The 24,585-nt window shown below is 61.5% G+C and carries 26 protein-coding genes; 14 read left to right on the top strand and 12 right to left on the bottom strand.

The genetic code is table 11. The features are described from left to right. Nucleotides 1–80: 80 nt before the first annotated feature. Nucleotides 81–1,571 (bottom strand): exopolysaccharide biosynthesis polyprenyl glycosylphosphotransferase, encoded by a 1,491-nt coding sequence (locus AC0L2J_RS00700; RefSeq protein WP_473386504.1) that lies wholly within the window; start codon nt 1,569–1,571, stop codon nt 81–83. Between the two features lie 253 nt (nt 1,572–1,824). On the opposite strand from AC0L2J_RS00700, the gene AC0L2J_RS00695 reads away from it, so the two are divergent. Beyond that, nucleotides 1,825–2,103 (top strand): hypothetical protein, encoded by a 279-nt coding sequence (locus AC0L2J_RS00695; protein ID WP_473386502.1) that lies wholly within the window; start codon nt 1,825–1,827, stop codon nt 2,101–2,103. A gap of 73 nt (nt 2,104–2,176) precedes the next feature. Next, on the top strand, nt 2,177–2,914 hold the full coding sequence (locus AC0L2J_RS00690; RefSeq protein ID WP_473386499.1) for a metallophosphoesterase family protein: 738 nt from the start codon (nt 2,177–2,179) through the stop codon (nt 2,912–2,914). 66 nt (nt 2,915–2,980) lie between these two features. Here AC0L2J_RS00690 and AC0L2J_RS00685 read toward each other — a convergent pair whose 3' ends face one another. The 3 genes from AC0L2J_RS00685 to AC0L2J_RS00675 all read right to left on the bottom strand — a co-directional run bounded on the left by AC0L2J_RS00685 (nt 2,981) and on the right by AC0L2J_RS00675 (nt 5,158). After that, entirely contained in the window at nt 2,981–3,598 is a 618-nt protein-coding gene (locus tag AC0L2J_RS00685) for a transglutaminase-like cysteine peptidase (protein WP_473386497.1), read from the bottom strand. Nucleotides 3,599–3,769: 171 nt separating this feature from the next. Next, on the bottom strand, nt 3,770–4,891 hold the full coding sequence (locus AC0L2J_RS00680) for a hypothetical protein (protein WP_473386496.1): 1,122 nt from the start codon (nt 4,889–4,891) through the stop codon (nt 3,770–3,772). Between the two features lie 15 nt (nt 4,892–4,906). Beyond that, the gene (locus tag AC0L2J_RS00675) at nt 4,907–5,158 is read right to left on the bottom strand and encodes a hypothetical protein (RefSeq protein WP_473386494.1); all 252 of its coding nucleotides are present in this window, start codon (nt 5,156–5,158) and stop codon (nt 4,907–4,909) included. Nucleotides 5,159–5,903: 745 nt separating this feature from the next. On the opposite strand from AC0L2J_RS00675, the gene AC0L2J_RS00670 reads away from it, so the two are divergent. Continuing rightward, nucleotides 5,904–6,125 carry a hypothetical protein gene (locus AC0L2J_RS00670; protein ID WP_473386492.1) on the top strand — a complete coding sequence of 74 codons (222 nt, stop codon included), beginning with the start codon at nt 5,904–5,906 and terminating at the stop codon, nt 6,123–6,125. Between the two features lie 63 nt (nt 6,126–6,188). On the opposite strand, the gene AC0L2J_RS00665 is transcribed toward AC0L2J_RS00670, so the two are convergent. Continuing rightward, a complete protein-coding gene (locus AC0L2J_RS00665) occupies nt 6,189–6,605 on the bottom strand; it encodes a hypothetical protein (protein ID WP_473386491.1) in 417 nt (138 codons plus the stop codon). 41 nt (nt 6,606–6,646) lie between these two features. Next, complete coding sequence (locus AC0L2J_RS00660; RefSeq protein ID WP_473386489.1) at nt 6,647–6,934, bottom strand: hypothetical protein; 288 nt, start codon at nt 6,932–6,934, stop codon at nt 6,647–6,649. A 996-nt stretch (nt 6,935–7,930) separates the two neighbouring features. Between AC0L2J_RS00660 and AC0L2J_RS00655 the strand changes: the two genes are divergently transcribed. From AC0L2J_RS00655 to AC0L2J_RS00645, 3 genes are all read left to right on the top strand, one after another. Continuing rightward, nucleotides 7,931–8,104 carry a hypothetical protein gene (locus AC0L2J_RS00655; protein WP_162847250.1) on the top strand — a complete coding sequence of 58 codons (174 nt, stop codon included), beginning with the start codon at nt 7,931–7,933 and terminating at the stop codon, nt 8,102–8,104. Nucleotides 8,105–8,703: 599 nt separating this feature from the next. Next, nucleotides 8,704–10,293 (top strand): EAL domain-containing protein, encoded by a 1,590-nt coding sequence (locus tag AC0L2J_RS00650; RefSeq protein ID WP_473386488.1) that lies wholly within the window; start codon nt 8,704–8,706, stop codon nt 10,291–10,293. 121 nt (nt 10,294–10,414) lie between these two features. Beyond that, a complete protein-coding gene (locus tag AC0L2J_RS00645; RefSeq protein WP_473386486.1) occupies nt 10,415–10,780 on the top strand; it encodes a VanZ family protein in 366 nt (121 codons plus the stop codon). 43 nt (nt 10,781–10,823) lie between these two features. Here the strand turns inward: AC0L2J_RS00645 and AC0L2J_RS00640 are convergent, their stop codons facing one another. Both AC0L2J_RS00640 and AC0L2J_RS00635 read right to left on the bottom strand, forming a co-directional pair. Further along, complete coding sequence (locus AC0L2J_RS00640; protein WP_473386485.1) at nt 10,824–11,270, bottom strand: CHRD domain-containing protein; 447 nt, start codon at nt 11,268–11,270, stop codon at nt 10,824–10,826. A gap of 148 nt (nt 11,271–11,418) precedes the next feature. After that, nucleotides 11,419–11,703: a hypothetical protein gene (locus AC0L2J_RS00635; RefSeq protein ID WP_247282658.1), complete on the bottom strand. Its 285-nt coding sequence runs from the start codon at nt 11,701–11,703 to the stop codon at nt 11,419–11,421. Between the two features lie 237 nt (nt 11,704–11,940). Between AC0L2J_RS00635 and AC0L2J_RS00630 the strand changes: the two genes are divergently transcribed. Together AC0L2J_RS00630 and galE are read left to right on the top strand one after the other, a co-directional pair. Continuing rightward, entirely contained in the window at nt 11,941–12,090 is a 150-nt protein-coding gene (locus tag AC0L2J_RS00630; protein ID WP_473386484.1) for a hypothetical protein, read from the top strand. Between the two features lie 6 nt (nt 12,091–12,096). Next, nucleotides 12,097–13,089: a UDP-glucose 4-epimerase GalE gene (gene galE / locus AC0L2J_RS00625; RefSeq protein WP_473386482.1), complete on the top strand. Its 993-nt coding sequence runs from the start codon at nt 12,097–12,099 to the stop codon at nt 13,087–13,089. A 40-nt stretch (nt 13,090–13,129) separates the two neighbouring features. On the opposite strand, the gene AC0L2J_RS00620 is transcribed toward galE, so the two are convergent. Then, a complete protein-coding gene (locus AC0L2J_RS00620) occupies nt 13,130–13,588 on the bottom strand; it encodes a hypothetical protein (RefSeq protein ID WP_473386480.1) in 459 nt (152 codons plus the stop codon). A gap of 618 nt (nt 13,589–14,206) precedes the next feature. Between AC0L2J_RS00620 and AC0L2J_RS00615 the strand changes: the two genes are divergently transcribed. Together AC0L2J_RS00615 and AC0L2J_RS00610 are read left to right on the top strand one after the other, a co-directional pair. After that, complete coding sequence (locus AC0L2J_RS00615; RefSeq protein WP_473386479.1) at nt 14,207–14,878, top strand: hypothetical protein; 672 nt, start codon at nt 14,207–14,209, stop codon at nt 14,876–14,878. Between the two features lie 18 nt (nt 14,879–14,896). Beyond that, on the top strand, nt 14,897–17,047 hold the full coding sequence (locus AC0L2J_RS00610) for a CHASE2 domain-containing protein (RefSeq protein ID WP_473386478.1): 2,151 nt from the start codon (nt 14,897–14,899) through the stop codon (nt 17,045–17,047). Between the two features lie 35 nt (nt 17,048–17,082). Here AC0L2J_RS00610 and pobA read toward each other — a convergent pair whose 3' ends face one another. Continuing rightward, nucleotides 17,083–18,255 carry a 4-hydroxybenzoate 3-monooxygenase gene (pobA, locus tag AC0L2J_RS00605; RefSeq protein WP_007606554.1) on the bottom strand — a complete coding sequence of 391 codons (1,173 nt, stop codon included), beginning with the start codon at nt 18,253–18,255 and terminating at the stop codon, nt 17,083–17,085. Between the two features lie 48 nt (nt 18,256–18,303). Between pobA and AC0L2J_RS00600 the strand changes: the two genes are divergently transcribed. Beyond that, nucleotides 18,304–19,209: a helix-turn-helix domain-containing protein gene (locus AC0L2J_RS00600; RefSeq protein WP_007606553.1), complete on the top strand. Its 906-nt coding sequence runs from the start codon at nt 18,304–18,306 to the stop codon at nt 19,207–19,209. A gap of 5 nt (nt 19,210–19,214) precedes the next feature. On the opposite strand, the gene pcaG is transcribed toward AC0L2J_RS00600, so the two are convergent. Next, nucleotides 19,215–19,841: a protocatechuate 3,4-dioxygenase subunit alpha gene (pcaG, locus tag AC0L2J_RS00595; RefSeq protein WP_473386475.1), complete on the bottom strand. Its 627-nt coding sequence runs from the start codon at nt 19,839–19,841 to the stop codon at nt 19,215–19,217. A 4-nt stretch (nt 19,842–19,845) separates the two neighbouring features. After that, the gene (gene pcaH, locus AC0L2J_RS00590) at nt 19,846–20,634 is read right to left on the bottom strand and encodes a protocatechuate 3,4-dioxygenase subunit beta (RefSeq protein ID WP_473386473.1); all 789 of its coding nucleotides are present in this window, start codon (nt 20,632–20,634) and stop codon (nt 19,846–19,848) included. A 94-nt stretch (nt 20,635–20,728) separates the two neighbouring features. On the opposite strand from pcaH, the gene AC0L2J_RS00585 reads away from it, so the two are divergent. From AC0L2J_RS00585 to AC0L2J_RS00575, 3 genes are all read left to right on the top strand, one after another. Continuing rightward, nucleotides 20,729–21,673: a LysR family transcriptional regulator gene (locus AC0L2J_RS00585; protein ID WP_473386472.1), complete on the top strand. Its 945-nt coding sequence runs from the start codon at nt 20,729–20,731 to the stop codon at nt 21,671–21,673. A gap of 51 nt (nt 21,674–21,724) precedes the next feature. Next, nucleotides 21,725–23,029: a nicotinate phosphoribosyltransferase gene (pncB, locus tag AC0L2J_RS00580; protein ID WP_473386470.1), complete on the top strand. Its 1,305-nt coding sequence runs from the start codon at nt 21,725–21,727 to the stop codon at nt 23,027–23,029. A gap of 244 nt (nt 23,030–23,273) precedes the next feature. Beyond that, on the top strand, nt 23,274–24,581 hold the full coding sequence (locus AC0L2J_RS00575; RefSeq protein WP_473386468.1) for a GGDEF domain-containing protein: 1,308 nt from the start codon (nt 23,274–23,276) through the stop codon (nt 24,579–24,581). Nucleotides 24,582–24,585: the final 4 nt, after the last annotated feature.

Raw genomic sequence — 24,585 nt, 5'->3', positions numbered from 1 at the left:
TCAGTCTTTCCAAGGGATGGGAACGCAGAAATCCCATCCCGTCAGGCTTGCGGCATCACCCGCGAAGCCTCCGCGATCGCTTACCACGCGTTGCGATAGGTCTTGCCTGAAAACAGAGTCAGCAAGATAATCTTGACGTCAAGCAGCAGCGACCAGTTGTCGATGTAATAAAGATCGTGCTCGATGCGCTTTTGCATCTTCTCGAGCGTGTTCGTTTCGCCCCTGAGTCCGTTGACCTGGGCCCAGCCCGTCAGGCCGGGCTTGACCGTATGCCGGCGATCGAAGCTGTCGATGTGCGGCGTGAACAATTCGTTGTGCGTGATCGCGTGCGGCCGCGGACCAACGACGGACATGTCGCCCCGAAGAATGTTCCAGAGCTGCGGCAGTTCATCGATGCTGGTCGCGCGGAAGATGCGACCGATCCTGGTCACGCGCGGATCACCCTTCAACGCCTGGCGGAATTCGACGTCTTCGGACACGTACATCGTTCTGAACTTCAGGACGCGGATCGCTTCGTTGTTGTAGCCGTGGCGGGTCTGGAAAAAGAAAACCGGCCCCCTCGAATCGAGCTTCACCGCCAGCGACGAGAGCAGCAGCACGGGGGAGAGCACGATCAGCCCGGCGATCGCCGCGATGATGTCGAACGTCCGCTTCACGAGCAGATCGAACAGGGTCAGCGGCTTGCGCGAAAGTGCGAAGGTGGCAAGACCGCCGACCTCGGCCGTCTGCGCGGTCGCCCAGAAGATGTCCCTGTGCGTCGGCACGGCATAAACGTCGGCGGGGATCTGCCTCAGAAGCGACAGCAGCATTCCAGCGCTTCCGTCCTCGTGCTTTCTGTCGACGAGCAGAATGATGCTGTCGGGCTGCAGAAACCTGCATCGCTCAACCAGACCGGCGCCAGTCACGCGATCGAAACCAGCGGCCTTCACGGACAGAGCGTCCCAGAGAACCGGGCAGGAAAGAACTTCGATCCCGGCGCCCGATCTCCTCAGCTGGTTCGCGAATTCTTCGCAATCGTCCTGACGCCCGACGAGCACCACACGCTGCCTTTGCAGGGCTCCCTGCTCGGCAGCGTTTTGGAAGGCGCGATAAGCAGCCAGCCGGACAATCCCGACCACCATCAAGCAAGTCACAAACTGCAGGATCAAGGTGCCCCGGGAATAGACATCCGACAATTTGAAAATGAACAGAAGCGAGGTCAGGACGACGAACGTGATGGCAGCGGTTCCGATTCCGGCAGAGACGAACCGGTTCTCGCGCTGCTTCTGAAGGTGCAGGAATTGACCTGCCATCGCGGCGATGCAGACCTCCGCGACTCCGATGAAGCAGGATGCCAGCAGGTAAACCTTCGTCCGCAGACTGGGGGTCGAAGCCAGTTCGTGATAGACCCACGCCGACGCGAAGGCCGCCGTTGCCACGCAAAGGAGCTCGACCGCACCGATGGTGAAGAAGGCGAAATTGGCGCGCCTCGAAAACGCCGCCCGCCGGTAGCACGACGCCAAATTTTGGCCAAGCCCGGAACGGCCGCGGGAGACGAAAACGCCTCCATCATTCTGAGTGGTACTCGTCACAGAAAACGACCAAAAATGTGAAAACTTGAAGTATCAACTTGCTAACCATACCGTACATCTAACTACCTGAAAAGACGTTTCCGAATGCGGAGCTGACTATCTGTTGAGCAATATTTGTGCGCGCGTTGAACCTTTTTTGACACGAGACCGACCACATCCCTCCGCACATCCACTCCTGCCCTGGCGAACTCACATAGGAACAGCTTCAGACCTTGTTAAGAAAGATGAGCCAAGACTAGGCCAGAGGTCCAAGATGGTCAGCGTCACCCTGCTCGCTACTGTGATCGGCTTGCTCGTCGGCAACGCCCGGTACAACGTATTCACGCTGTTGCCCGCCCATCTCCTCATCTTCGTAATCGACGCCGCCATTTCAATTAGAGGCGACCTTGGGCTCTGGCCCACGGTGATGATGACCGCGTTGACAGTCACGGGCTTGCAGGTGGGTTATCTCGTATCTGTGCTGTCGAGACTATCCAGAGACGACAAGGTCAGCGCAAGAACGACCTTTGGCTTGCCCCGGTCGAATTTCTGATAGTAGGTGGCGAACCGGACTCCCGACGTGCCTGTCGGGCTCCTAACCGCTGCCACATCGGGGCGTCGCGACTATGCAGGCTCTGCCCGACCAACGACTGCCTTCCGGCTTCAGCTCTACCCCTCAGCTACGCTTTTACACAGTCGGGGACATCCACGGTCGACTGGACCTGCTCGAGAAGGTCAATGCGAAGATCGATACCGACCTGAGACGAAGGCCGTGTCCACGTTCTGTTCGCGTCTTCCTGGGAGATTATGTGGATCGCGGGCCGCGCTCCAAAGAGGTGATAGAATACCTCTTGCGCCTTGAGGAAGAGAACGACACCGTTTTCGTCCTGGGCAACCATGAGACATTCCTGACGATTTTCATCGACGCCCCCGCCACCTTGCCGATGTGGCTTCAAGTCGGCGGGCAGGAAACCCTGGTATCCTATGGGATCCGTCCGCCCCGCAACGCAAGCGAGGCCGACCAGTCGCGGTTGGCGGCAGAGTTCGCGGAAGCGTTGCCCGCCTCACATTTAAGCTTCCTTCAGCGCCTGAGACCTTGCTTTGCCTTCGACGGCCTGTTTTTCGTTCATGCAGGTGTTCGTCCAGGCATACCGCTTGCCAATCAATCGCTGGCCGATCTGTGCTGGATACGCGAAGATTTCCTTCAACATAACGAGGTGTTCGAAAAGCTCGTCGTCCACGGGCATACGCCGGTTCGAACGCCCGACATTCGACCGAATCGGATCAACATTGACACCGGGGCCTATGCCACCGGGCAACTAACGTGCCTGTGGATCGAAGGCGACCGAATGGGTTTTCTGTGAGATACGGCAAAAGCGAGGATCCGCTCGAAGTCGCCATTACGACCGAAGCCGGTCTCGCTGCGCGGATCAGGCGTTGCGGTCGCCGAGCGACGCCCAATAGTTCGGGTTCTTTGGTGTCTGAATTCGGACCCAGCGATATGCCCTCTTGGACCAGGGCAGGATATTATCGGTCAGGTTGTCGAGGACGAGATCGCCCCCAGAAGTACGTACCACAACCACGAGATGATGTTCGCCCCAGCCCGTCACGACCTCACTCAGCAGAACAGAACGCGCGGGCCACCCCTTCTTGATGAGGTCATGGCGCTTCGTCACCGCGTAGTCGTTGCAATCCCCCGCGACGGGATGAAGGAGCCATTTCTCGCCCGCAATCCCGTCAGGGTTGGGCTGCGGCCGGATGGAAAAGTTCACCTGCCGGTTGATTGCGCGCAAGTCTGTCAGACGCTCCTGAGTTAGCTTGAGCCGTCCCCCGCGAAAGATCATGCGGCGGGGTTTGCACTCACTCTGGTACTTGAGGCAAAAGGCCGTGAAGGCCATCGGCGGCAGCGTCGGCGCATCGAACTTGATACTCTGAATTGCACCGCGGAGCGACATCGGAGCTCCGACGAAGCCCGCCGTAGCGCTGTGCTGCATCCCCATTGCGAGCACCGCGGACGCGGCCAGTAGAGTGATTGTTGCCTTGCGCATCTGAGCGCTCCCCACATGTTGTTCGGGGAAACCTACAAGAAGCGTCTTGAAATACGGCTCAAGCGCCGCGGGCCATTCGAATTAAAAGCCCGGCGCTTCGTTAATCAAATGGAAAGGAAGGAGCTTCGGCCCGCAGACACCTGCGTCCGCCGAGTACCGCGGGAGCCAGAGTCACATCCGACGGCATTGGGAAACGAAAGTCCCATTTGTAGCCGTCAGCCGCTCCAGACAATGGCGCGGATCCTTAACGTCGCCACCAATGACGAAGTCGTAGAGCTGGCCTTTGAGGACCAGACCGTAACGGCCGGGCGACAGCGCAGCCCCGCCGTTTTCCGGCTGGATCTCGTACATCTCGGCGTTCTCCTTGATGGGCGCGACACGATAGGGAAACGAGATGTTGCGGATGTACCACCCGTCGTCGGGCGTCTCGACGGGTTTGCCGGCCGCATCATAGGTAATCGAGTGGGCGACCTTCGCGATGATCCGAAGTTCGGCACGCTCGGGAATGTTCAGGGCCGCCTCACGGCGATAGACGATGAACTTGGGGTAACCATCCTGAAGAACCGGCTGCTTGGTCAGTTTCATCGTCGGCGAAATCGCGACCCGGGCGTCCTGGGCCTTGTTCGGCAGCGGATTCAATTCGAACAGCCTGTCTTCGCTCAATGCGTAGACGCCGAAATCCGTCGGCAGCAAACGAGTAGGTTTCGCGGCCTCGGCGGAGTCAACCATAACCGCAGGTTTGGGAGCGACCACAGCAGTATTGGCAACTTGCAGCCTTCCGCCCATCCGCACGAGATCGTCGCGATAGACGACCGCAAGCAGGCCGCAGACCAAGAACACGAGCACAGCCAGCGTCCGGCCGATCACTGCGAGAGAGCCATTTCCGCGCTTCTTAGCGACGGAGCCAGATTCATGGGACGCGGGATCTGACCATATCGTCCTGGCGGTATCCCTCTCGGTTTGCACTCTGAGGTCCGAAATCGCGAGGGGCGCGAGAGCCGCCCCCAGTGGAACAGGCAGCTGCAGCTCGGTATCCCTTGAAAAGGCCTCAACACCCTGGATAGCTACTTCCAGCGCCTCTCTGGCCTTCAACTCCTCGCTGGCGGGCATCCCTAAAGAGTGCAGTTGCTCACTCAGCTTGTACCGCGCCAGGTCGTAAACCGTCTGGCGCAAACTATCTTGGTCGGAGCTGACCGACGAAATGATTCGAGACAGAACCAGCGCGAATTCCACTTCGGTCATACGAGCGTCGCCGGCCTGCCTTGGCGTCTGCTCCAGTTCGCGCTTGGTCATGAAAAAGTGCCGCTTCTATTTGCTCAGTTGATTCGCCTTGGGAGAATCGTCGATCTTCCCGCCATTGGCGACGAACCTGTCGAAATAGATCCGCTCGTCCTGCGCCGATCCCTTGGCACTGCCTGCTGCCGGGTTCCCGGGTTGGCGAGGCGGAAACGCCTGGCAACGGCTACGTTGCAGGCACCCGCCACCGCCGCCGAAATCGCGAGTGCACTTTGCGCCCCCCAAAAAGAGCGCGGCGGCGCCTGCGCGAACGGCCATACGCATTTGAAAAGCTCTAGAATACCATCAATAATCAAGCAACCTAACAACAAATGGCGGCAAGCTAAAGCCGGGTTGCTGTACCATGCATTCAGGGAATGCAGCTTGGGGTGGCCTCACTAACGGCGAGAATCGGCGCAAAGTCAGGGGGCTGACCGTCCGGACGACCCCGAAACAAGAAAAGCCCCTTATCCGTGGCAACGATGTCTTCCGGCTGCAGGGTGCCATCGTTAAGGACACGCTCCGTCGCAATCTTCTCGCGCGCCTCGGCAGGAGATGATCCGAGAACGGACTGGCCGAAGCGCCAGCCTCGCCGAGCCCGTTCGGCCCGCTTCTTGGCCAGTACAATTCGCGCGCTCCATTCGTCGCGAGATATCAAGGAATCCGGCGAGATCGCTTCTGCGTCAGGCCCTATTGCTCCGGGCAACTGCTCAGATCTGGGGTCCGCAACTTCTTCAGCAGCGTTTGCCTGAGCAGCCAAGATTGTAAGCACCAGTACGAGGCAGCGACGCACAGCGATCAACGACCGTTCTATCCTCACAGAACCTAGCAAGTCTGGCTTGCAGAGCCTGGTGCCCGGTTGATGCAGGCCGGGCTTGGAACAATCGGGATCGCGGCCGGATGTTGAGGCGAATCTTTGCCGGCGCAGTAATCCTAACGAGTAAGATTAAGGCGCGTCTCACGTTGCGTCGGTCCCGCATCCGCGGTCAGGTGAGATTTTCACAGTGCTCGTGAGCCCACGGCGTCAGCAATGAATATTCATCATCTTCAATTTCTTCGGTACTTGCGCAACGGCGGCTGGATCAATGATTCGATGCTGCCAGATCGAAGGGTGATCAAGGCTACCCTGCTGGCAAATGGCTGGGTGGAAAGTCGATACGGTCAACAAGGCATCGAATATCGCATCACCGACCTCGGCCTGGACGAAGAGGCGATGTCCTGCGCCGAGGACCCTATGCAGTTGAAAAACTGATCGATCTCATTGCACCCGAGCCGTGTCTTCTCGTCAGAGAAGCAACCCGGGAGCGTGCGGCCGTCAATGGTTGAGTTGCGGCGGCTTGAAATCGGGAAAACGCGTAAGCATTGCGGTCCTGACGAACTTCAAGTGAGCAATGCTGCTTGTCAATTCCTTGAGTCGGCGCTGGCCATTGGAGATGTCCGCCGCGAAGAGATCCTGGTGATGATTGTCGAGCGCCTCCCGCTCCAGATATTCATCGGTGCCGTTTCCGAACGTGACGGATGCACGCGCGAGCGCGTCATCAACGCGTCGTCCGAGGCCGACCTGCTCCCTCTCCGCATCGCGCAATGCCGCATCGATCGCCACCATGACGGCATCGATTCGAACCCGGTCCGTCTCCGCATCGCGCTCGACGGTACGGGCCTTGAAGCCCTTGTCCTCACGGCGGGAGCTGAGAAAGTTGTGTGCGCGCGCTCTCAGGAACAGCTGAAACATTTGGGCCATCCCAGGTTCGAGATTTGGACCGCTAACATCGGTCAGACATAGTTAACAAAGCTTGAATCTTGTGGCTGCTCCGCCTGGCTTTGTGCGATCCACGCCCGCCAGGCTCCTTCGTGTTTGGAATAAAGCTCAAGCCATCGAGCCTCGTCCGCCGCGGCGACTTCATCGGTCGGACCGATTTCGGCTACGATTTGAACCGTCTCTCCCAATGTGACGTCCAGCGCTTCGAACTCCGCCGTTTCCGGAAGCGACAGCCCTATCAGCACCCGTTTCCCTTGGGCATCAACGAAATACCTGCGGGGCGCGTTGTGCCTTTCAGTCATTCGAATGAGCCTCGTCCATGATCCAGGGACCTGGAAGAGCTTTCAGGTGTCGATCATAGGCGCGAACGAAAACGATCAAAATAAGGATGCAAATTATCGCGCCCAGCAATGCAATCAGATACGTCATTTACGCCTACCCAACGCGGACCCCGGAAAAATCGGGGCGACTAAACCTTCACTATCAATCGATATGTTCTAGGTGACGTTGGCGAAGCTCTCAAGAATTGCGACAAGTTAACCTAACCGCACATGGTTATTTCGATCACGCCACGGAGATCGTTCGGCAAACACGCCAGGCGCGAAATTCCACCATTACGACGGCGACCGACTTCGTCCCGCCCCCGTTGCCGCGGGAGTATAGGGCGCATAGAGACGATATCTTGCCGATCGCTTGCGCGAGCGCCACGCCCTCGCACCATAACCGCAAGCAAAACCCGCGGCGAAGATCGAACCCAAAACCACAATTGCCAACATTTGAATGTCCCGTTTTTCCGGCGCATTCCTCCCATTGCATTTCATCTTGTCGTTGTGACGACTTCAAGATTGGCACCGCTGAAAGTTTTATCAGGTGATGATGAAATTTGTGCAAGGAGCTGATTGAAGTTTGGTCGTGCCGACAGCTGGGAGCCTGGAAATGACAAAACGTCTCACTGATTGAAGTTAGATCCGGACGGATGTTAATCCGGGTTCACGCAGTGCATGCAGCCTCCAGAAACGCCGGTCGATAAGTTCGGCTTCAACTCATTCAAAGCGCGGCGACGGCTGCTGATCAGCATTGACACCTCCGTGATAATACGGAGCCACGAAGCCCGGATTACGCGCGGTAAGGTTGAGCGGTTAGCTTAATCCGCGTTGTTTGTTGCGAAGTCTCACCGATCGCTTATCCATCGTCTCACCGGGCTCCCCCAAGCTCGGCCCCACCCAAGCAAAGCCGTCGAGCGACATGGGTCCGCTTGGCGGCTTTGTCTTTGTCGCGACGAGAGGATGATTTCGGTTATGGCGCGCAAGCCCTGGTCGTTCAAGGAAGACCGCCGGCTGATGGAGTTGGCCAAGTCTTCGGCTTCATTGGAGGAGGCGGCGAAACAGCTCGGACGATCACCCGATGCGATCAAGCGCATGGCCTTGCGCCTTGGGCTTTCGTTGAAAACGAAGGCGAGAAAAAAGGCCTAGCGAGCATGCGGCGGTGTTCCGCCAACGACGTCATGATGGCCGCGGACGCGCGATCGCCGGTTCTGACGAAGAACGAATGCGCCGTGTTGCTGATCGGACTGGGGCCAGGACTCAAGCCAAGTTGAGACCCCCGTCCGCTCGAAAGCCTCGAATCCAGCTGCATGAAATAAAAGCGCTCTAACCCTGTTCGCCAGGGAACCGAACCAGCGTGCTCGCGTTGGCCCCAACTTCATCGCGAGGTCTGGCCGTGGCACATCTTGCCATTTCCGTCATCCTGGTCTGGTTGGCTATCAATATCGCCTTCGTGGTCTTGCGCTTGCGGGCCACCCGGCCACAGCATGGTGGCGGCACCCGGCAGGCTCCCATCGCGTCCTACAATCCCGCACCCGCTTCCCTCCGGCATCGACTGGGCCGCCAGAACTTGGGAGCGGAAAGTTAAGAGGCATTGTTCGATTGGGCCCCCCCGGTGCGGGGTAGACGGGCCTCTCGCCTGCCCGCCCCCAAAGGCCGGTTCCACATGCCTCGTCCGGCCATTAAACCCTATCTTAGCGCGTCCTGACTAGGATCGGCCGACGCTTCCCTCTGTTCCGCCGGGCCGAATGAGATTGCAGCGACCGACTTTCGCATTTGCGGCGCTCGTGCTCGCGAGCACGGCCACGTTCGGCGTGGCCGGCCACTTTGCGGCGACTTCGTTCATTCGGTACCAGCAGGCCCATCAGCTCGACGAATTGACCGAGGTCGTTCTGCGTCGCGCCGAATTTGCGGTCGATTTTGCCGGCGCGAGTTTGGGCGAACTCGCGCGGCGCGATCTTGCCGATTGCGGGCCCGCGACGCTGCAGGCGATCCGGCTCCACGTCTACCAGCGTTCCGCGATCAAGGACGTGCGCCTCGTCAACCCTGACGGCTCGGTGATCTGTTCGGCCTATTCCGAAACGTTGGAATTCGATAAGGGATGGATCGACCGCCGGGATATGCTTCCCTCGCACGACAAGAGCCTCTCGCTCTTCCGTGTCGAGCAATTCGGCGGCGATGCCCTGGGCGTGCTCAAAGACATCAATGGCAACGCCGCATTGGTCGCCATTCTTGGCGTCAACGCCAGCCTGTTCGATATCATGCCCGCCGAGTTGCGCGCCCATAGCGAAGTGATCCTCGCCTTGAGCAACGGCGAGAAACTTGGCGAATTCCTGCTCGATCCCGACAAAGCCTTGCAGGCCCCGATCGATCTCGACAAGAATTCCGCTCGATTCCCACTCCATGCGACCATCCGCCTCGAACGCGGCATCCTCTCGACGTGGAACAGCGAGGCTTACTGGCCGACGCTGGCCGTAGCGTTTGCAATCGGCGCGCTCTTCGGCGGGCTTTTGGCGCGGAGCCGCCGCATGGAAGGGCCCGTCGCCGATCTCGATCGCGGGCTGGCGGCGAACGAATTCAAGCCGTACTACCAGCCAATCTTCGACCTCAAGACCGGTCGGATCAAGGGCTGCGAGGTGTTGGCTCGGTGGCTGCTCAAAGACGGATCGATCGTGCCTCCGATGAACTTCATCCCGCTCGCGGAATCCAGCGGCCGCATCCAGGTCATGACCTGGCAGATCCTGCGATCAGCGCTGTCGGATCTCCAGCCGCTGTTGAAAGCAAACAAGGATTTTAAGCTCTCCCTCAACGTCGTGCCAGAGCATCTCTTGAGTGCGGGCTTCATTGAAACGCTCCGCCGCACGGTCATGGCGGCGCACGTCTCCGCACGCCAGATCGTCATCGAGGTGACCGAGCGCGACGAGCTCGACGATCTCGCACGCGCCGCAGCCGTGGTCAGCGAACTCAGGGACTACGGGTTTCGCGTCGCCATCGATGACGTCGGCGTCGGTCATAGCGGGCTATCCCGGCTCAAGGGCCTGGGCGCCAATACAATCAAGATCGACAAATTCTTCGTCGACACGATCACCGTGGACGCATCGACTGCCACGATCGTGGAGATGCTGGTCGCACTTGCGAAGGACCTCCAAATGACGGTGGTCGCGGAAGGCATCGAGACGGAGGAGCAGGTCCGGGCGCTTATTTCATGCGGCGTAGAGGAAGGGCAGGGCTATCTGGTCTCCGCTCCACTGCCCTTCCCGCGCTTCAACGAGTTGGTCGAGTCACGCGGCTCGGCGCAGAGCGCTAGATTGCCGACCGACGCGGTGCTGGTGGCCTGACTGCATTGAGCCGTTAACCCGAGACGGCAAAACGCTCCGCACCGGGCGCCCTGCTCAATCAGCCTTAACGATACTCTCATCTTTCAACGCGGCCCGGCTCCCATCCGGCTATGGTCGTCCCATGCGCCGCAACCACCTTATCGCAGCCGCAGGAATCTGCTTCGCGCTCATCGTCTATGCCACGCTTGCGACACTGGCGGGGAGACCCGTGCTTATCGGTCATCACGAGGCTTATTGGGTCGTCGTGATCGAGCGCTTCAGCGCCTACGGGCTGCTGGGATTTCTCTTGTCCTTCCTGTTGCCCGGTCGGCTCACCCTCGCCTGCTCGCTTGTCGTGGCCGTCGCAATGGGGCTCGAGATCCTGCAAGCAATGACGCCCGATCGTGATCCAGGTTTCCTGGACGTGCTGCAAAAAGCGGCAGGCGGGACCGTCGGGGTCCTCCTGGCTCAAACAATCCTGGCCTTCTTACCGAGACCGCCCTCCTGAGGGGATGCATGGCCTGCACGTCCGCATCAGGAAGTTGCCGTCGCTATTTCGTCATTTGTCCGCGTAGTTCACCGCCCGGGTTCGCGGCCGTATGAATGTTCGCGTACCATTTCCCGGCCAGCAGGTCCGCAGCCTGAGCATCGGTGAGCGTTGAGCTCCCCTGAATCGGGCTTTGGACCGTCTTGAACGGCAGCACGATGCCGGCGTTCTTGCCGGGCTCCACGGGGCCATGGAAATGTGCCCCCATCGCTGGCCCGGTCAAGCCGGCAAAGCTGACCGTATAGGTGAGGGTTTTCGCCTCGGTATCGTAGGTCGCCTCGGCCTTGCCCGTTCCAGGCGAGTTGTTCGGAGGCACTTCGTTGCTGCCTTTAAGATCGGCCTGCAACTTCACGAGCTCTGCGTTCGCCGTTGCGGCTGTCATGATGATCAGCCCACCCAGCATCGCCGCTCCCACCAGTGTCGCGTAGTGTCGATTGCTGTCGTTCCTCATGGCATCCTCCTGCAGGCTCTGCGGTCCGCTGCGGTTAAACCCCGGCCAGCAATGGAAATTCCGGATGGAGATTTATGCCTGATTCGGGACAACTATCGCGAGAATCTCGGCTCCTCATACCCGAAGCCTGAGCGATCGCGTGCGGGGGCTAAGCCGAGCGGCGCTGGCCCAGGAACTGGTTCGGCGTCAGGAGTTCTGCCATCTGCCGATGGGTGGCCTGGAGCGCCTCGATGGCGCCGTCCAGATCAAAATCGGCGTCCCGGACAGATGCGAAAAATTTAGCCGTCAGCGCCAGATCGAGCTTAACGCGGGTTGCGCCATCGCGGCTTTTGCGGCGATCAAGTGACAAATGGATGGCCCGCATTCTGGCCTCGGCAGGCGTGCAGCCACTAAGGCCGGCGAGTTCGTCATACGTCATCCAGATCTGTGCCATGTTTCCGTCACTCCTTTACTCGGCATCACCTTATTTTTCTTGCTTAAAGCTTCGGTTGCCGCGATGCGCGCGTCCACCCTTTCGCAGCGATAGGGTCAATGCGAGCTAAATGAAGAAGGCACTCGCGCCGAGCCTCGGTGGGTTGCATACAGCGAAGATCGATCTATGCTCGCCCGATCGATCAACTGTTGAACTGAGGCAATCACATTGGGACAGGTCACTTCGGAAGCTCTCTCCTTGAGTGATGTCGTGTCCCGTGGCGCGACTCGACACGTCCCTGCCTTCGGCAAGCGTTTCGAATGGTTGACGCTTGCGGTGCTCGTGCTGTGTGCCGATTTGGTGCTGGCCACGGGCGCATGGATGATCGTTGATTTCACCTCGAGGTAAGCAGACATGACCGACCGACCGACTGTCCTCGTTACGGGAGGCGCGGGCTATATCGGCTCGCATGCCTGCCGCGCACTGACCGCGGCCGGCTATCAGCCCGTCGTTTATGACAATCTGTCGACAGGTCATCGCGGCTTCGTCGCCGGTCCGCTGGTAACAGGCGATTTGCTCGACGGCGCCACGCTGGCGCGCGCCTTCGCCGAGCATAAAATCACGGCTGTCATGCATTTCGCGGCGGCGAGCCTCGTCGGCGAGTCCATGACCGACCCGCAAAAGTACTACATCAACAATGTGCAGGGCACGCTGTCGCTGTTGCAGGCGATGCGCAATGCGGGTTGCCATCGTATCGTGTTCTCCTCGACCGGCGCCGTCTACGGCAATGCCGATTCCAAGGAACTGCCGGAAGACTTCCCCTGCGCGCCGATCAACCCCTATGGCGCATCGAAGTGGATGATCGAGCGCATGCTCGCCGATTATCGGTCGGCTTACGGCTTTGGCGCGTTCTGTCTGCGCTATTTCAACGCCAGCGGCGCCGATCCTGCCGGCGGCATCGGCGAATTGCGTGACAATGAAACTCATCTCATTCCGCGCGCCATGATGGCGTTACAGGGCCATGTGGATTTTGCCGTGTTCGGTGAGGACTACGAGACGCCCGACGGCACCGCGATCCGCGACTACATCCATGTCACCGACCTCGCCGCCGCGCACGTCGCGGCGCTGAAACTGCTGGAGCAAGGGCATGCCGGCGGCAGCTTCAATCTGGGCACCGGCTCCGGCTTTTCGGTGCGGGAGATCCTGACCGCCATCAGGCAGGAGACCGGGCGCGAGGTGCCCCACACCGTCAAACCGCGCCGCGCCGGCGATCCCACCTATCTGGTCGCCGATCCCTCCGCAGCGCGAAAGGCGCTGAATTTCGTGCCGAGACATTCGGATCTGCCGACCGTGATCCGCACCGCCTGGGCCTGGCACCAGAAGGCTCATCCGCTTAAGCAGCCCTGACGACATCGTCGAAGTCGATCAGGCGGGATGAGACGTGGACTTATGGTCTATTCCGTTCTGAGCCGGGCGATCCCGGCGCAAACGGATGGCGCGATCGCGAACGGCCGTCGAGCCCCTTGGGCAGCTTGTCGGCATTGAGCTTTACGACCGCACCTCTGGCGTCAACGGCCGGCGCCTCGTCCTGGCTGTAGATCAGCGTCGCCTCGAAGGCCACATCGGGCGCCTGCTCGGCCGTTCCGGAACAGGTCGCCATCGCGCCGCTGCACACGCCCGAGAGCTTGACCTCGACTTCGTCGAGCCCGAACACGGTCGGCGGCCCCTCGGCATGTCGCCGCGTGGTCAGAACCGCCGTGAAGCGCTGCTCGTCGATTTGGTAAGAGCCGCCATACGTGAAGAAGCTGTCGCTGCCGGAGATTCGTCCCTCCGCCAGATGCACGACGCCCGTGCCCTGACCGCGCGGGGTCCTGAACCAGGCGGCATATTTGCCGTCTCTCAACATGAAAACATCCACCGTAAGACTCAAACGTATTTGCAACCAACACTGGGGCGCGACAATGATCCGCGCGGAGTGCATTCCGCCACGGTTAACGCCCTGCAAAGCGAGCCAGTTAAATTGCGGCCAACGCGCAGCGACGCGGGCGGGCGCACGCTCCCCCGTGCAGCGGGCAAGAAAGCTGGACCTCGTTGCATACCGCGCTAAAAATCATCGGCGTGCCGACCTCGGTAGCTTGCATATGACCACTATCAACTCAGCCTGTTCGTGACAGCTAGCCTTCCTGTCGCGATGGGGCAAAGTCGTGGAGATCGCGGCCGGTAAACAGACGACGCCGCACCAGAAGTCCGAGCCACGCCGGCTCCCATTAGCACGCTGGCTCCCATTATAGAGAGCGCAGCTGAGGGCCACCCGGTCGAGGCCGTCCAGCCGAATGAAATTATCCATCCGGCCAACAGCTTGCCGGCACACTATTTTCTCCGGTCGCCGGTTTGAACCTCTTCCTGATAGAGTGCACCAATATCTGAGAGTGATTCCGGTCACACTTACCTTGGCGTTTCGCTGCTAAGCATCGGGCCTGGACGGGGACCGGGCAAGTATCGGTCGAATTGGATGAGAATTCCCATGAAAAGTCTGATCGGCGCTGTTGTCGGCGCATGCTGTCTTGCTGCCCCGGCTTTGGCGGAGACCCCGGCCGCCATCGTCGAGGACGTGCAAGGCAAGGTCGACGGTGTCGCGTTCATGGATTATGTGGCGCCGGGCAAGATCATCAAGCTGGGGCCCAAGGCAACCATTACGCTCAGCTATCTCAAATCGTGCCAGCGCGAGACCATCAGCGAAGGCGTCGTCATGGTCGGCACCGAGCAGAGCACCGTGCAACTCGGCGAGGTCAAGCGGGAAAAGGTGCCCTGCGATACCAACGCGGCAAAACTGTCGGAGCGCGAGGCGAACCAGAGTGCCGCGACGACCTTCCGCACCATGCGGTCGGACGCCAAGGGCAACGCTCCGGCCAAGCTGCCGACGCTCTACGGCGTCGCGCCGTTGGTGCAGGCCAAGAGCGGCAGCACCCTGGTGATCGAACGCACCGATGGCAAGGAGCCCACAATCAGCGTGCCGCTCAAGAGCGAGACGATGGTCGGAGGCAAGTTCTATGACTTCGCCAAGGCCGGGAAGTCGCTGACGCCGGGCGGCAGCTATCTCGCCATCCTCGGCTCCAAGCGTTACGCCTTCCAGGTCGATCCCAGCGCCACGTCGTCGCCGACACCGATCGTCGGGCGCCTGCTGCGGCTCGAATAGGCAGCTAGCGGCGGGGCGATGCGGCGGATCGGCAGACGGGACATCGTTCCAGCGATCCTGATTGCGCTTCTTGCAGGCGCCGTCGTCACGTCTCCGCCGTTCCAGACGCTGCAGGGCCTGTCGCTCGACATCCTCACGGCAGTACGCGGCAAGCTCGTGGTCGACCGCCGCGATCCCGCCACGTCGCCTGTGGTGGTCGTGGCAATCGACGGGGAGACCTACGACACGCCTCCCTTCAAGGGGTCGCCAACGCTGACCTGGACGCGCGAGATCGGCCGGGTGCTCGGCAGCATTACCGACGGCGGCGCCAAGGTAATCGGCTTCGACGTCATCTTTCCGAGCTCGATCGAGCAGTCGGAGATTCCCTTTGGCGATGCGCCGCTTGGCGCGCGACTGAAGGGATTCGACCGAGACTATCTCATCGCCCTGCGGAAGCTTTCCGACAGCGGCAGGCTGGTGCTCGGCGAGATCCTGAGCAACGACCATCAGGAAAGGCCCGACCGCGCGCAGCAATTGGCGGTGAGAAACAATATCCGCGCCCTCAACGTCCATACCGACGCCGACGACGTGATCCGGCGGATGCCGCTGAGCTTCTCGATCGACGGCAAGCCGGTCCCCGCGATGGCGGTCGAGCTCGCCGCGCGCGCGCTCGCCGGAAAACCCGAGACTGCACCGTCCGGAGCGGCCGAATTGTCCGGTTATGCAATTCCGAGCGCGGTGCCGAATACACTGGCGCTCAATTTTCGAGGACTCGGCCGCGACATCCCGACTTTCTCCTTCGCCGATCTGCGCGCCTGCGTCGAAAAAGGCGACCGCGATTTCTTCCGCCGCGCCTTCGGCGGCAAAGTCGTGCTGCTCGGCACCGCCCTGAATTTCGACGATCGCAAGCTCACCTCGATGCGACTGTCCGGCGGATATGACGGAACGCCGGGGCCACGATGCGCCCAGCCCGCCCCGGCAAGCACCGCACAAAAGGCCCGCAGCGACATCGCGGGCGTCTTCGTGCATGCCAACGCCGTGCGAAATCTGATCGAACGCGATGCGGTGACCGAGCTCGGCTTTCCACTGCGGAGCATTCTCACCATCGTGTTCGCGGCGATCGTGGCCTGCGCGGCTTGCGTGCTCGCACCGGGTGGCGCACTGATCGCATGGCTCGGCCTCATCGCGGTATACGCCGCTGTGGCCGTCGGTGCATTCGTCCATGCCTTGGCGCTGCCGCTGACGGAGCCCGCGCTCGCGAGCCTCGCCGCGCTCGCGATGATGATCGGCTACCGTTTCGTGCTGGCCGATCGTGACGAGCGATTCCTGCGCAAGAGCTTTGCGTTTTATCTCGCCCCCGAAGTGATCGACACCATGGTTGCCTCCGGCAAGATGCCGGCGCTCGGCGGCGAAATGCGCAACGTCACCATGTTCTTCTCCGACCTGAGTGGCTTCTCCTCCATCGCCGAGACGATGACGCCGGGCGAGCTGGTGACGCTGATGAACGAATATCTGTCGGCCATGACCGACATCATCGAGAGCCATGGCGGCTATGTCGACAAATATATCGGCGATTCCATCGTCGCCATGTTCGGTGCGCCCGCCGACGATCAAGCGCATGCGCGCCACGCCGTCCATGCCGCACTGAAATGTCACGCAAAGCTGGCGGAACTCAACGCCGGCAGCGCCGCCTTCGCCGGCCACGGCCTGTCGCACCGCATCGGGCTCAACAGCGGCGAGGCCGTGGTCGGCAATATCGGCTCCCGCCGCCGCTTCAATTACACCGTGATGAGTGACACCGTGAACGTCGCCTCGCGGCTCGAAGGCGCCAACAAATATTATGGCACCGCAATCATGGCCTCAGAAACGACGGTCGCGCAGACAGGCAATACTTTCAAATGGCGCGAGCTCGACTCCATCAAAGTGATAGGACGCGGCGAGGCGATTAAGGTGTTCGAGCCCCTCGCGGAGAAGGGCACGGAGAGTGCCGGGCAGACGAAGGTTGCCGCCGCGTATGCGGAAGGGCTGGCGTGCTGGCGGGCAAGGGAGTTTGCGAAGGCGGCTGATGCGTTCGGGCGAACGGCGGAAATGGATTCGGCGTCAGCGCTTTTTGGCAAGCGCGCGACTGCGCTCGCTACAAATCCACCGGCGTCCGATTGGACGCCGGTGAACATCCTAGAAGGAAAGTAGCGCAGCGTCGCACCGCTTTTCGGGTCCACTCCACGCTAGAACGGCAACCCCACATAGTTCTCCGCCAGCAGGCGCTGCGCCGTCTCGGACGACAGCAGATACTCCAGCTCCGTCTGCTGAAGCCTGTCTTCATACTCGGAACGGTCGGGGAAGCGATGCAGCAACATCGTCATCCACCACGAGAAGCGTTGCGCCTTCCAGATCCGCGCCAGCGCCTTGGCGGAATAGCCCTGAAGCCCGGAATCATCGCCGTTCTGATAGTGCGCGAGCATGGCGTGGTAGAGATAATAGATGTCGGAGGCGGCGCTGTTCAGCCCGCGCGCGCCGGTCGGCGGCACGATGTGGGCGGCATCGCCGGCGAGAAACAGGCGGCCGTAGCTCATCGGCTCGGCGACGAAGCTGCGCAACGGCGCGATGCTCTTCTCGATGGACGGCCCCGTGATCAAGCGGCCGCCTACCTCGTCCGGCAAACGACGCTTCAGCTCGGCCCAGAACGCATCGTCGCTCCAGTCCTCCACCTTGTCGGTGAGCGACACCTGGACGTAGTAGCGGCTCAGCACTTGCGACCGCAAGGAACACAGCGCGAAGCCACGCTCGTGCTTCACATAGATCAGCTCCGGCGAGACCGGTTTCGTGCGCGACAGCACGCCGAGCCAGCCGAACGGATAGATCTTTTCGTATTCCCGCAGCACGTCCTTCGGGATCGACCTGCGGCTGACGCCGTGAAAGCCGTCGGCGCCGACAATATAGTCGCAATCGACTCGAACGGTCTCCCCATTCGAACGATAGGTCACGTACGGCCGGTCCGAGGTCAGGTCATGCGGCGTCACGTCCTCGGCATTGTGCACGACGTTGCCGCCGAGGCGGTCGCGCGCCTCGTAGAGGTCGCGCGTCAGCTCGGTCTGGCCGTAGACCAGCACCGAATTGCCGCCGGAATGCTTGTAAAGGTCGATCTGGGAGAGCACGCCGTCATGGGCGATCTCGAATCCCTTGTGGATCTCGCCCTCGCGGTCCATCCGCTCGCCGCACTGTGCCTCGCGCATCAGCCTGGCGAAGCCGTGCTCGAGCACGCCGGCACGGATCCGGGCAAGCACGTGGTCGCGGCTGTATTTTTCCAGCACGACCGTGTCGATGCCCTTGAGGTGCAGAAGCTGGGACAACAGCAGCCCGGACGGCCCGCCGCCAATGATACAGACCTGGACTTTCATTTTTGCGTCCTCCTCGGCACTTTCTTGCAGATTCAGTGCCGCTGACCGATGGAGGCTTTCGTCTTTATCTTGTACTATTCGAACATGAGAAGCGCAGCCCCCGCCCCGGCGATCCGGGTCTACAATTTGTTCGGCGAGTCCGGCGATCTGCCCGATGTCGTGCATTGCGAGACGATAGCGTCGCGCTCGGTGCTGCACGACTGGACGCTGGCCGTGCACCGCCATGCCCGGCTGCACCAGGTGCTGCTGATCGAGCGCGGAGGCGGCGAAGCCACGCTCGACGGGCGCGTGGTGCAGCTGAAGCCGATGCAGATCGTCAACGTACCTGTCGGCCACGTCCATGGGTTCCGTTTCGTTCCTGATACCCAGGGCTGGGTACTGACCATCGCCGCGGAAATATTGGACGAAGCGCTGCTCGCCTCCGAAGGACTGCGCGGTGCCTTATCGCGCTCGGCCGTGATGCGCGGCACGCCGCAGATCCGGACCACCATGAAGCAGATCTTTGCCGAACATGCCGCGCGCGATTTCGGCCGAGCGCATGTGCTGCGTGCACTGTCGGCGGCCATGATTGGGCTGGTCGCCCGCGCGCTCACCGGCGAGAGCGGTGGCAACGGCACGGCTGAAAGCGGTCTATTCCGCCGATTTGAAGCGCTGCTGGAACAGCATCATCTGGAACGCTGGAGCGTCGCGGACTACGCGGGTGCGCTGTCGATCACGCCGACCCATCTCAACCGGGTGACGCGGGCAGCAACCGGCGACACCGCCTCTCACCTGATCCTCAACCGGTTGATCCGCGAAGCGCGGCGCAACCTCGTCTACACCAATTTGCCGGTCTCGACGATCGCCTATGCGCTGGGCTTCGAGGACCCTGCCTATTTCAGCCGGGTCTACGCCGCCGCCACGGGCGTGTCACCGCGCGCCTTTCGCGCGCAGCTCCACGGCGAGGAGACCTGAGACGATCACACGTCGAAGAACACCGTCTCTTCCGGCCCCTGCAAATTGATCGTGAAGGAATACACGATCTTTCCGGCGCGTTCGCTGCGCTTTGCGATCAGAGTCGAGCGCCGGACCTGCTGCTCGATCAGGTTGAGCACGGGGTCGGCGGCGTTGGCGGCCTCTTCGTCCGAGAAATAAAGGCGCGTGTTGAGACCGATGTTGATACCGCGCGCGACAATCCAGACATTGATGTGCGGAGCGCCTCTGCGGCCCGTCTTGTCGATGATCGCGCCCGGTTTGATGGTTTCGAAGGTGACGAGACCGCTCTCGAAGTCGGAGCCGGCGCGGCCCCAGCCACGAAATTCCTCGTCCAGCGAGCCGATCGACCGATCGGCCGGATGGTTGTAGCGGCCGGTCGCGTTGGCCTGCCAGATCTCCAGCAGCACGTCGCGCAGCGGCGTGCCGCTGCCGTCGATCACCTTGCCCTCCAGCGTGATGCGTTCGCCTTGCGTGTTCGGCGTCACCAGCACGTTGGAGAAGTTCTTCTCGAAAATGTCGAAGCCGGCCATGGCCGGGATCAACCCGATATGCACGTAGGGCCCGGCCGTCTGCGAGGCGGTTTCCTTGAGGTAGTTGAGCGGCTGCGGCATGGACCTAGTTCCCTGCGGTGCGATTTTCAAAGTAAGTGGAGCGCCGGCCGCGCAAGATGATGTCGAAGCGGTAGGCCAGCGAGTCGAACGGAGCCGATGCGTTGAGGTCGAGCGGCGCGACGAGGCGCTCCAGCGCATCCTTGTCCGGGATCGTCGTCAGGATCGGGCAGACCGGGATCAGGGGATCGCCCTCAAAGTACATCTGGGTGATCAGGCGTTGTGCGAAGCCCGAGCCGAACACCGAGAAGTGGATGTGAGCGGGACGCCAGCTGTTGACGTAGTTGCGCCAGGGATACGGTCCCGGCTTCACGGTGCGGAAATAATAGTTGCCGGTGTCGTCGGTGAGCGCGCGGCCGCAACCGCCGAAATTCGGATCGATCGGCGCCAGATACGTGTCCTTCTTGTGCCGGTAGCGGCCGCCGGCATTGGCTTGCCAGAACTCGACCAGCGTATTCGGGACGCCGCGGCCGGTCTCGTCCAGCACGCGGCCGTGGACGATGATGCGCTCGCCGACGGGGTCGCCGTCCTTGGCGTAGTTGCGGATCAAATCGTTGTCGAGGGGGCCGAGGTCGTTGTGCCCGAACACCGGCCCCGTGATCTCCGAGACCGAGTTCTCAAGCGACAGCAGCGCCTGGCGCGGCGAGCGCAGCACCGAGGATTTGTAGCCCGGCGCGTGCGCCGGCGGATGCATGGAACGGTCGCGCTGGAAGAAGCCACCGTCACCAAGCGGTGGCGTGAACGGCGCGGGGCGGTTGAGGCGGGGATCCCGCAAGGCTGGCGCCTGGGCATGCATCGGCGTTGTCTCTCCCTCTGGCGCCCCGTTGGGGCGCACGGCTTATCGGGAGATGATGACGCAGGCTATTCTCAAGATAAATAGATCGATTATAATGAATACCATGAAAAAAATCGATCATTTGGCGCTCGATGGCCACGCGCTGGAGCTGTTCCTAGCCGTACTGGAAGAAGGCTCGGTGACGGCGGCCGCAACGCGGCTCGGCCTGACGCAATCCGCGGTCAGCCACGCCCTGAATAAGCTGCGGCGGATCGTCGGCGATCCGCTGTTTGCCAAATCCGGCCGCGGCATTGTGGCTACGGCGCACGCCCAGGCGCTCGCCGCAAAGGCGCGAGCGCTGATCGACGAGATGAGGAGCTTTGCCGGTGGCGTCACGTTCGAGCCGTCGAGCGCGCAGCTTTCGCTGACAATCGCTGCGAACGACTTCCAGCGCGACCTGCTGCTGCCGCGGTTCTTCGATCATGTCGCCGCGCAAGTGACGAACCTGAACCTGCGCGTGATCCCCTCGCAGTCGCCCTCGCCGGCGATGCTGCGGGAAAACCGCTGCGACCTGCTGATCACGCCGTTACCGCCATCCGGCGTGGACATCGTGCAGAAGCGCCTGCTGCAAGACCATTACGTTTGCTACTACGACTCCAAAGCGCGTGCCGCGCCGGCTACGCGCGGCGCCTATCTCGCGGCGCGTCACATCACGGTGGTCTACACTGACAATGAGCGGCTCGACTTCGATCGCCGGCTTGCAGCCGACGGCTTCCACCGCGACATCGCGATCTCCGTGCCGAGCTTCTCCGGCGTGCCGTCCTTCCTGCGTGGCTCGCAGATGCTGGCGAGCATGCCGAGCCTGTTGGCGCCCGGCGTGATGCACGGCTTCGCGCATGTGCGGATTCCGCTGGCCTCGCGCACGCGAACGCTGGCCGAGCTGCCGATGTTCATGGTCTGGCACCAGCGCTATCAGAAGGACCCGGCGCATCGCTGGATCAGAAGCCAGCTCGAGACCGTGGCGGCGACGGCCTCGCACCCCGTCCCCGCGAAAACCTGATCCCCGTCAAACCCACTGGTTGCGCCGGGGCGGCCACGCTAGAATTCCCCCATGACAGTGACCGACATTGCGAGCCGGACCTACAATCACAGCTGGCGGCTGGATCCCATCATCCGCAGCCTGCTTGATACCGACTTCTACAAGCTATTGATGTTGCAAATGATTCGGGAATCTTACCCGAACCAGCAGGTGACATTCTCGGTCATTAACCGATCGCGCCATGTCCGGCTCGCCGAAATCATCGACGAGGTCGAGCTGCGCGCCCAGCTCGACCACGCCCGCACCATCCGCTTCACCAAGAAAGAGCTGATCTGGCTTGCCGGTAATACTTTCTACGGCAAGACCCACATGTTCTCGGCGGACTTCATCCGCTGGCTCGCCGAATTCCGGCTGCCCGAATACGAGCTTCGCAAGGTCGAAGGCCAGTACGAGCTGCACTTCCACGGGCCGTGGAGCCATACCACGATGTGGGAGATTCCTGCGCTCGCCATCCTCAACGAATTGCGCTCGCGCGCGGCGATAAAGGGCCGCGGCCGCTTCGAGCTCGACGTGCTCTATGCCCGCGCCAAGGCCAAGCTGTGGACCAAGGTGGAGCGCTTGCGCAAGCTTGATGGCCTCCGGCTCTCCGACTTCGGCACCCGTCGCCGCCATGGCTTCCTCTGGCAGCGATGGTGCGTGGAGGCCGTGAAGGAAGGCCTGGGCCCGTCCTTCATCGGCACCTCCAACGTGCTGCTCGCGATGGACAATGATCTCGAAGCCATCGGCACCAACGCCCATGAACTGCCGATGGTCGCGGCTGCGCTGGCCAGGGACGACGAGGAGTTGCGCTGGGCGCCCTACCGCATCCTCGACCAGTGGCGCCAGACCTATGGCGGCAACCTCTTGATCGCGCTCCCCGACGCTTTCGGCACCAAGGCGTTCCTGCGCGATGCGCCGGAATGGGTCGCAGACTGGACCGGCTTCCGCCCCGACAGCGCGCCCCCGATACAGGCCGGCGAGGAGATCATCAAATGGTGGGAGCAGAAGGGCCGCAATCCCAGGGACAAGCTGCTGGTCTTCTCCGACGCGATGGACGTGGGCTCGATCGAGGAGACCTACCACCACTTCGCCGGCCGGGTACGGCTCTCCTTCGGCTGGGGCACCAATCTCACCAATGATTTCGTCGGCTGCACGCCGGACGGCTCGTTCAACCTCGATCCGATCTCGCTGGTGTGCAAGGTGTCGTCGGTCGACGGACATCCGGCCGTCAAGCTTTCCGACAATCCCGAGAAGGCGACCGGCCTGCCTTCCGAGATCGAACGTTATTTGCGCGTCTTCGGCGACGCCGGCCGCGTGCGCAAGCCGGTGCTGGTCTAGCGCCAGAGCAATCTCTCCATCAGGTAAACCACTTGGGGCAAATGCGCGACATCGGCGCGCCGATGCCGCGTCAGTTCCGGTTCGGCGGCATTTGCGACGATCTGCAAGCATCCAGTTCACAACGCCTTCACCCTGCGATGCAGTCTCCTGGCATTTTCAAGTCGAGTTAAGCACCTTTCGTGGGTCATCCGCGTTATGAGCGGATCGCTCCGCTGGGGTCGTTGAGCGACTTGGGGAACGCAAGGTGTTTCGCAGAACAGCGCCGTCGACAAAGGGACGCAGCTTCCTTCACGTCATCAAGCTCGTCTCGCCTTTCGTCACGGTCGTTCTGCTGCAGGCGGCGATCGCCGGGTTCAGCCTGGAGGTGATGTCCTCGGTCCGCGCCTATGTCGCGGGCGAAGCGTTGTGGTCACGCTCGCAGAAGAACGCCGTCTATTTCCTCAATCTCTATCTGCATTCGGGCGACGCCAGCCAGTTTGCGCAATATCAGGCCTCGCTGGCCGTTCCCATCGGCGACGAGTTCGCACGCTGGGCGCTCGAGCGCGATCCGGTGGACGTCGAGGCCGCCCGCATCGGCTTCCTGCAAGGCGGCAACCATCCCGATGACGTGCCGGGACTGATCTGGCTGTTTCGCTACTTCAAACAGGTCAGCTTTCTCAAGGAAGCGATCCGCGAGTGGGCTGCCACCGACCCTATGCTGCTGGAGCTGAGCGTGTTCGGCGAGGTCATCCGGTCAGAATTGAAGAACGGGGCGGTTCAGGACGGCAACCGCCTGCAATTATTGTCGTCGCGGCTCTCGGAGCTCAACACTCAGTTCACGGTGCACGCCAACCGGTTCTCCACCGTCCTCGGCGAAGGTTCGCGCGCCATCAAGATGACGCTGACTGGCATCAATGTCGTCACGGCCGTGACGCTGATCCTGCTGCTGATCTGGCACACGCGGCGATTGGTGCTGCAACGACAGGCGTTCGAGGATGCCCTGCATGCCGAGAAGGAGCGCCTGGCCTGGCAGGCGTCGCACGACTGGCTGACCGGCTTGTCCAACCGCCGCGCCTTCGAGGCCCGCCTGCAAAGCGAGTTGGACGACACCGCGGCGGGTTCGCTGGGCCTGATCCTGCTCGATCTCGACCAGTTCAAGGAGGTCAACGACAGCTGCGGTCACCTCGCCGGCGACCGCCTGCTCTGCCAGATCTCGCGTCTCCTGCAACAGGAGCGGCGGCCGCACGACCTGGTAGCCCGGCTCGGCGGTGACGAATTCGGCTTAATCCTTCCGCAATGCACGCCGTACGACGCCGTGGATATCGCCGAACGGCTGCGCCGGTCGCTCGAGCTATCTGTCTTCGCGTGGGATGATCGTTGCTTTGCAGTGACGGCCAGTATCGGCGTTACCTGCATCACCGACGGCAACACCACCCTCGAGGACGCGATGCGGCGTGCGGATGCCGCCTGCTATCGCGCCAAGGAGAACGGACGCAACATTGTTCAGGTCGACAACGGGACGACGGACGTCGTCGTCGTCACCTCGCGGCAGCGTAAGGCCGCCAGCGCGTAGCAGC

The organism is Bradyrhizobium sp. MV1.5 (assembly GCF_055807615.1).
This window is presented reverse-complemented; position numbering and strand designations above follow the sequence as displayed.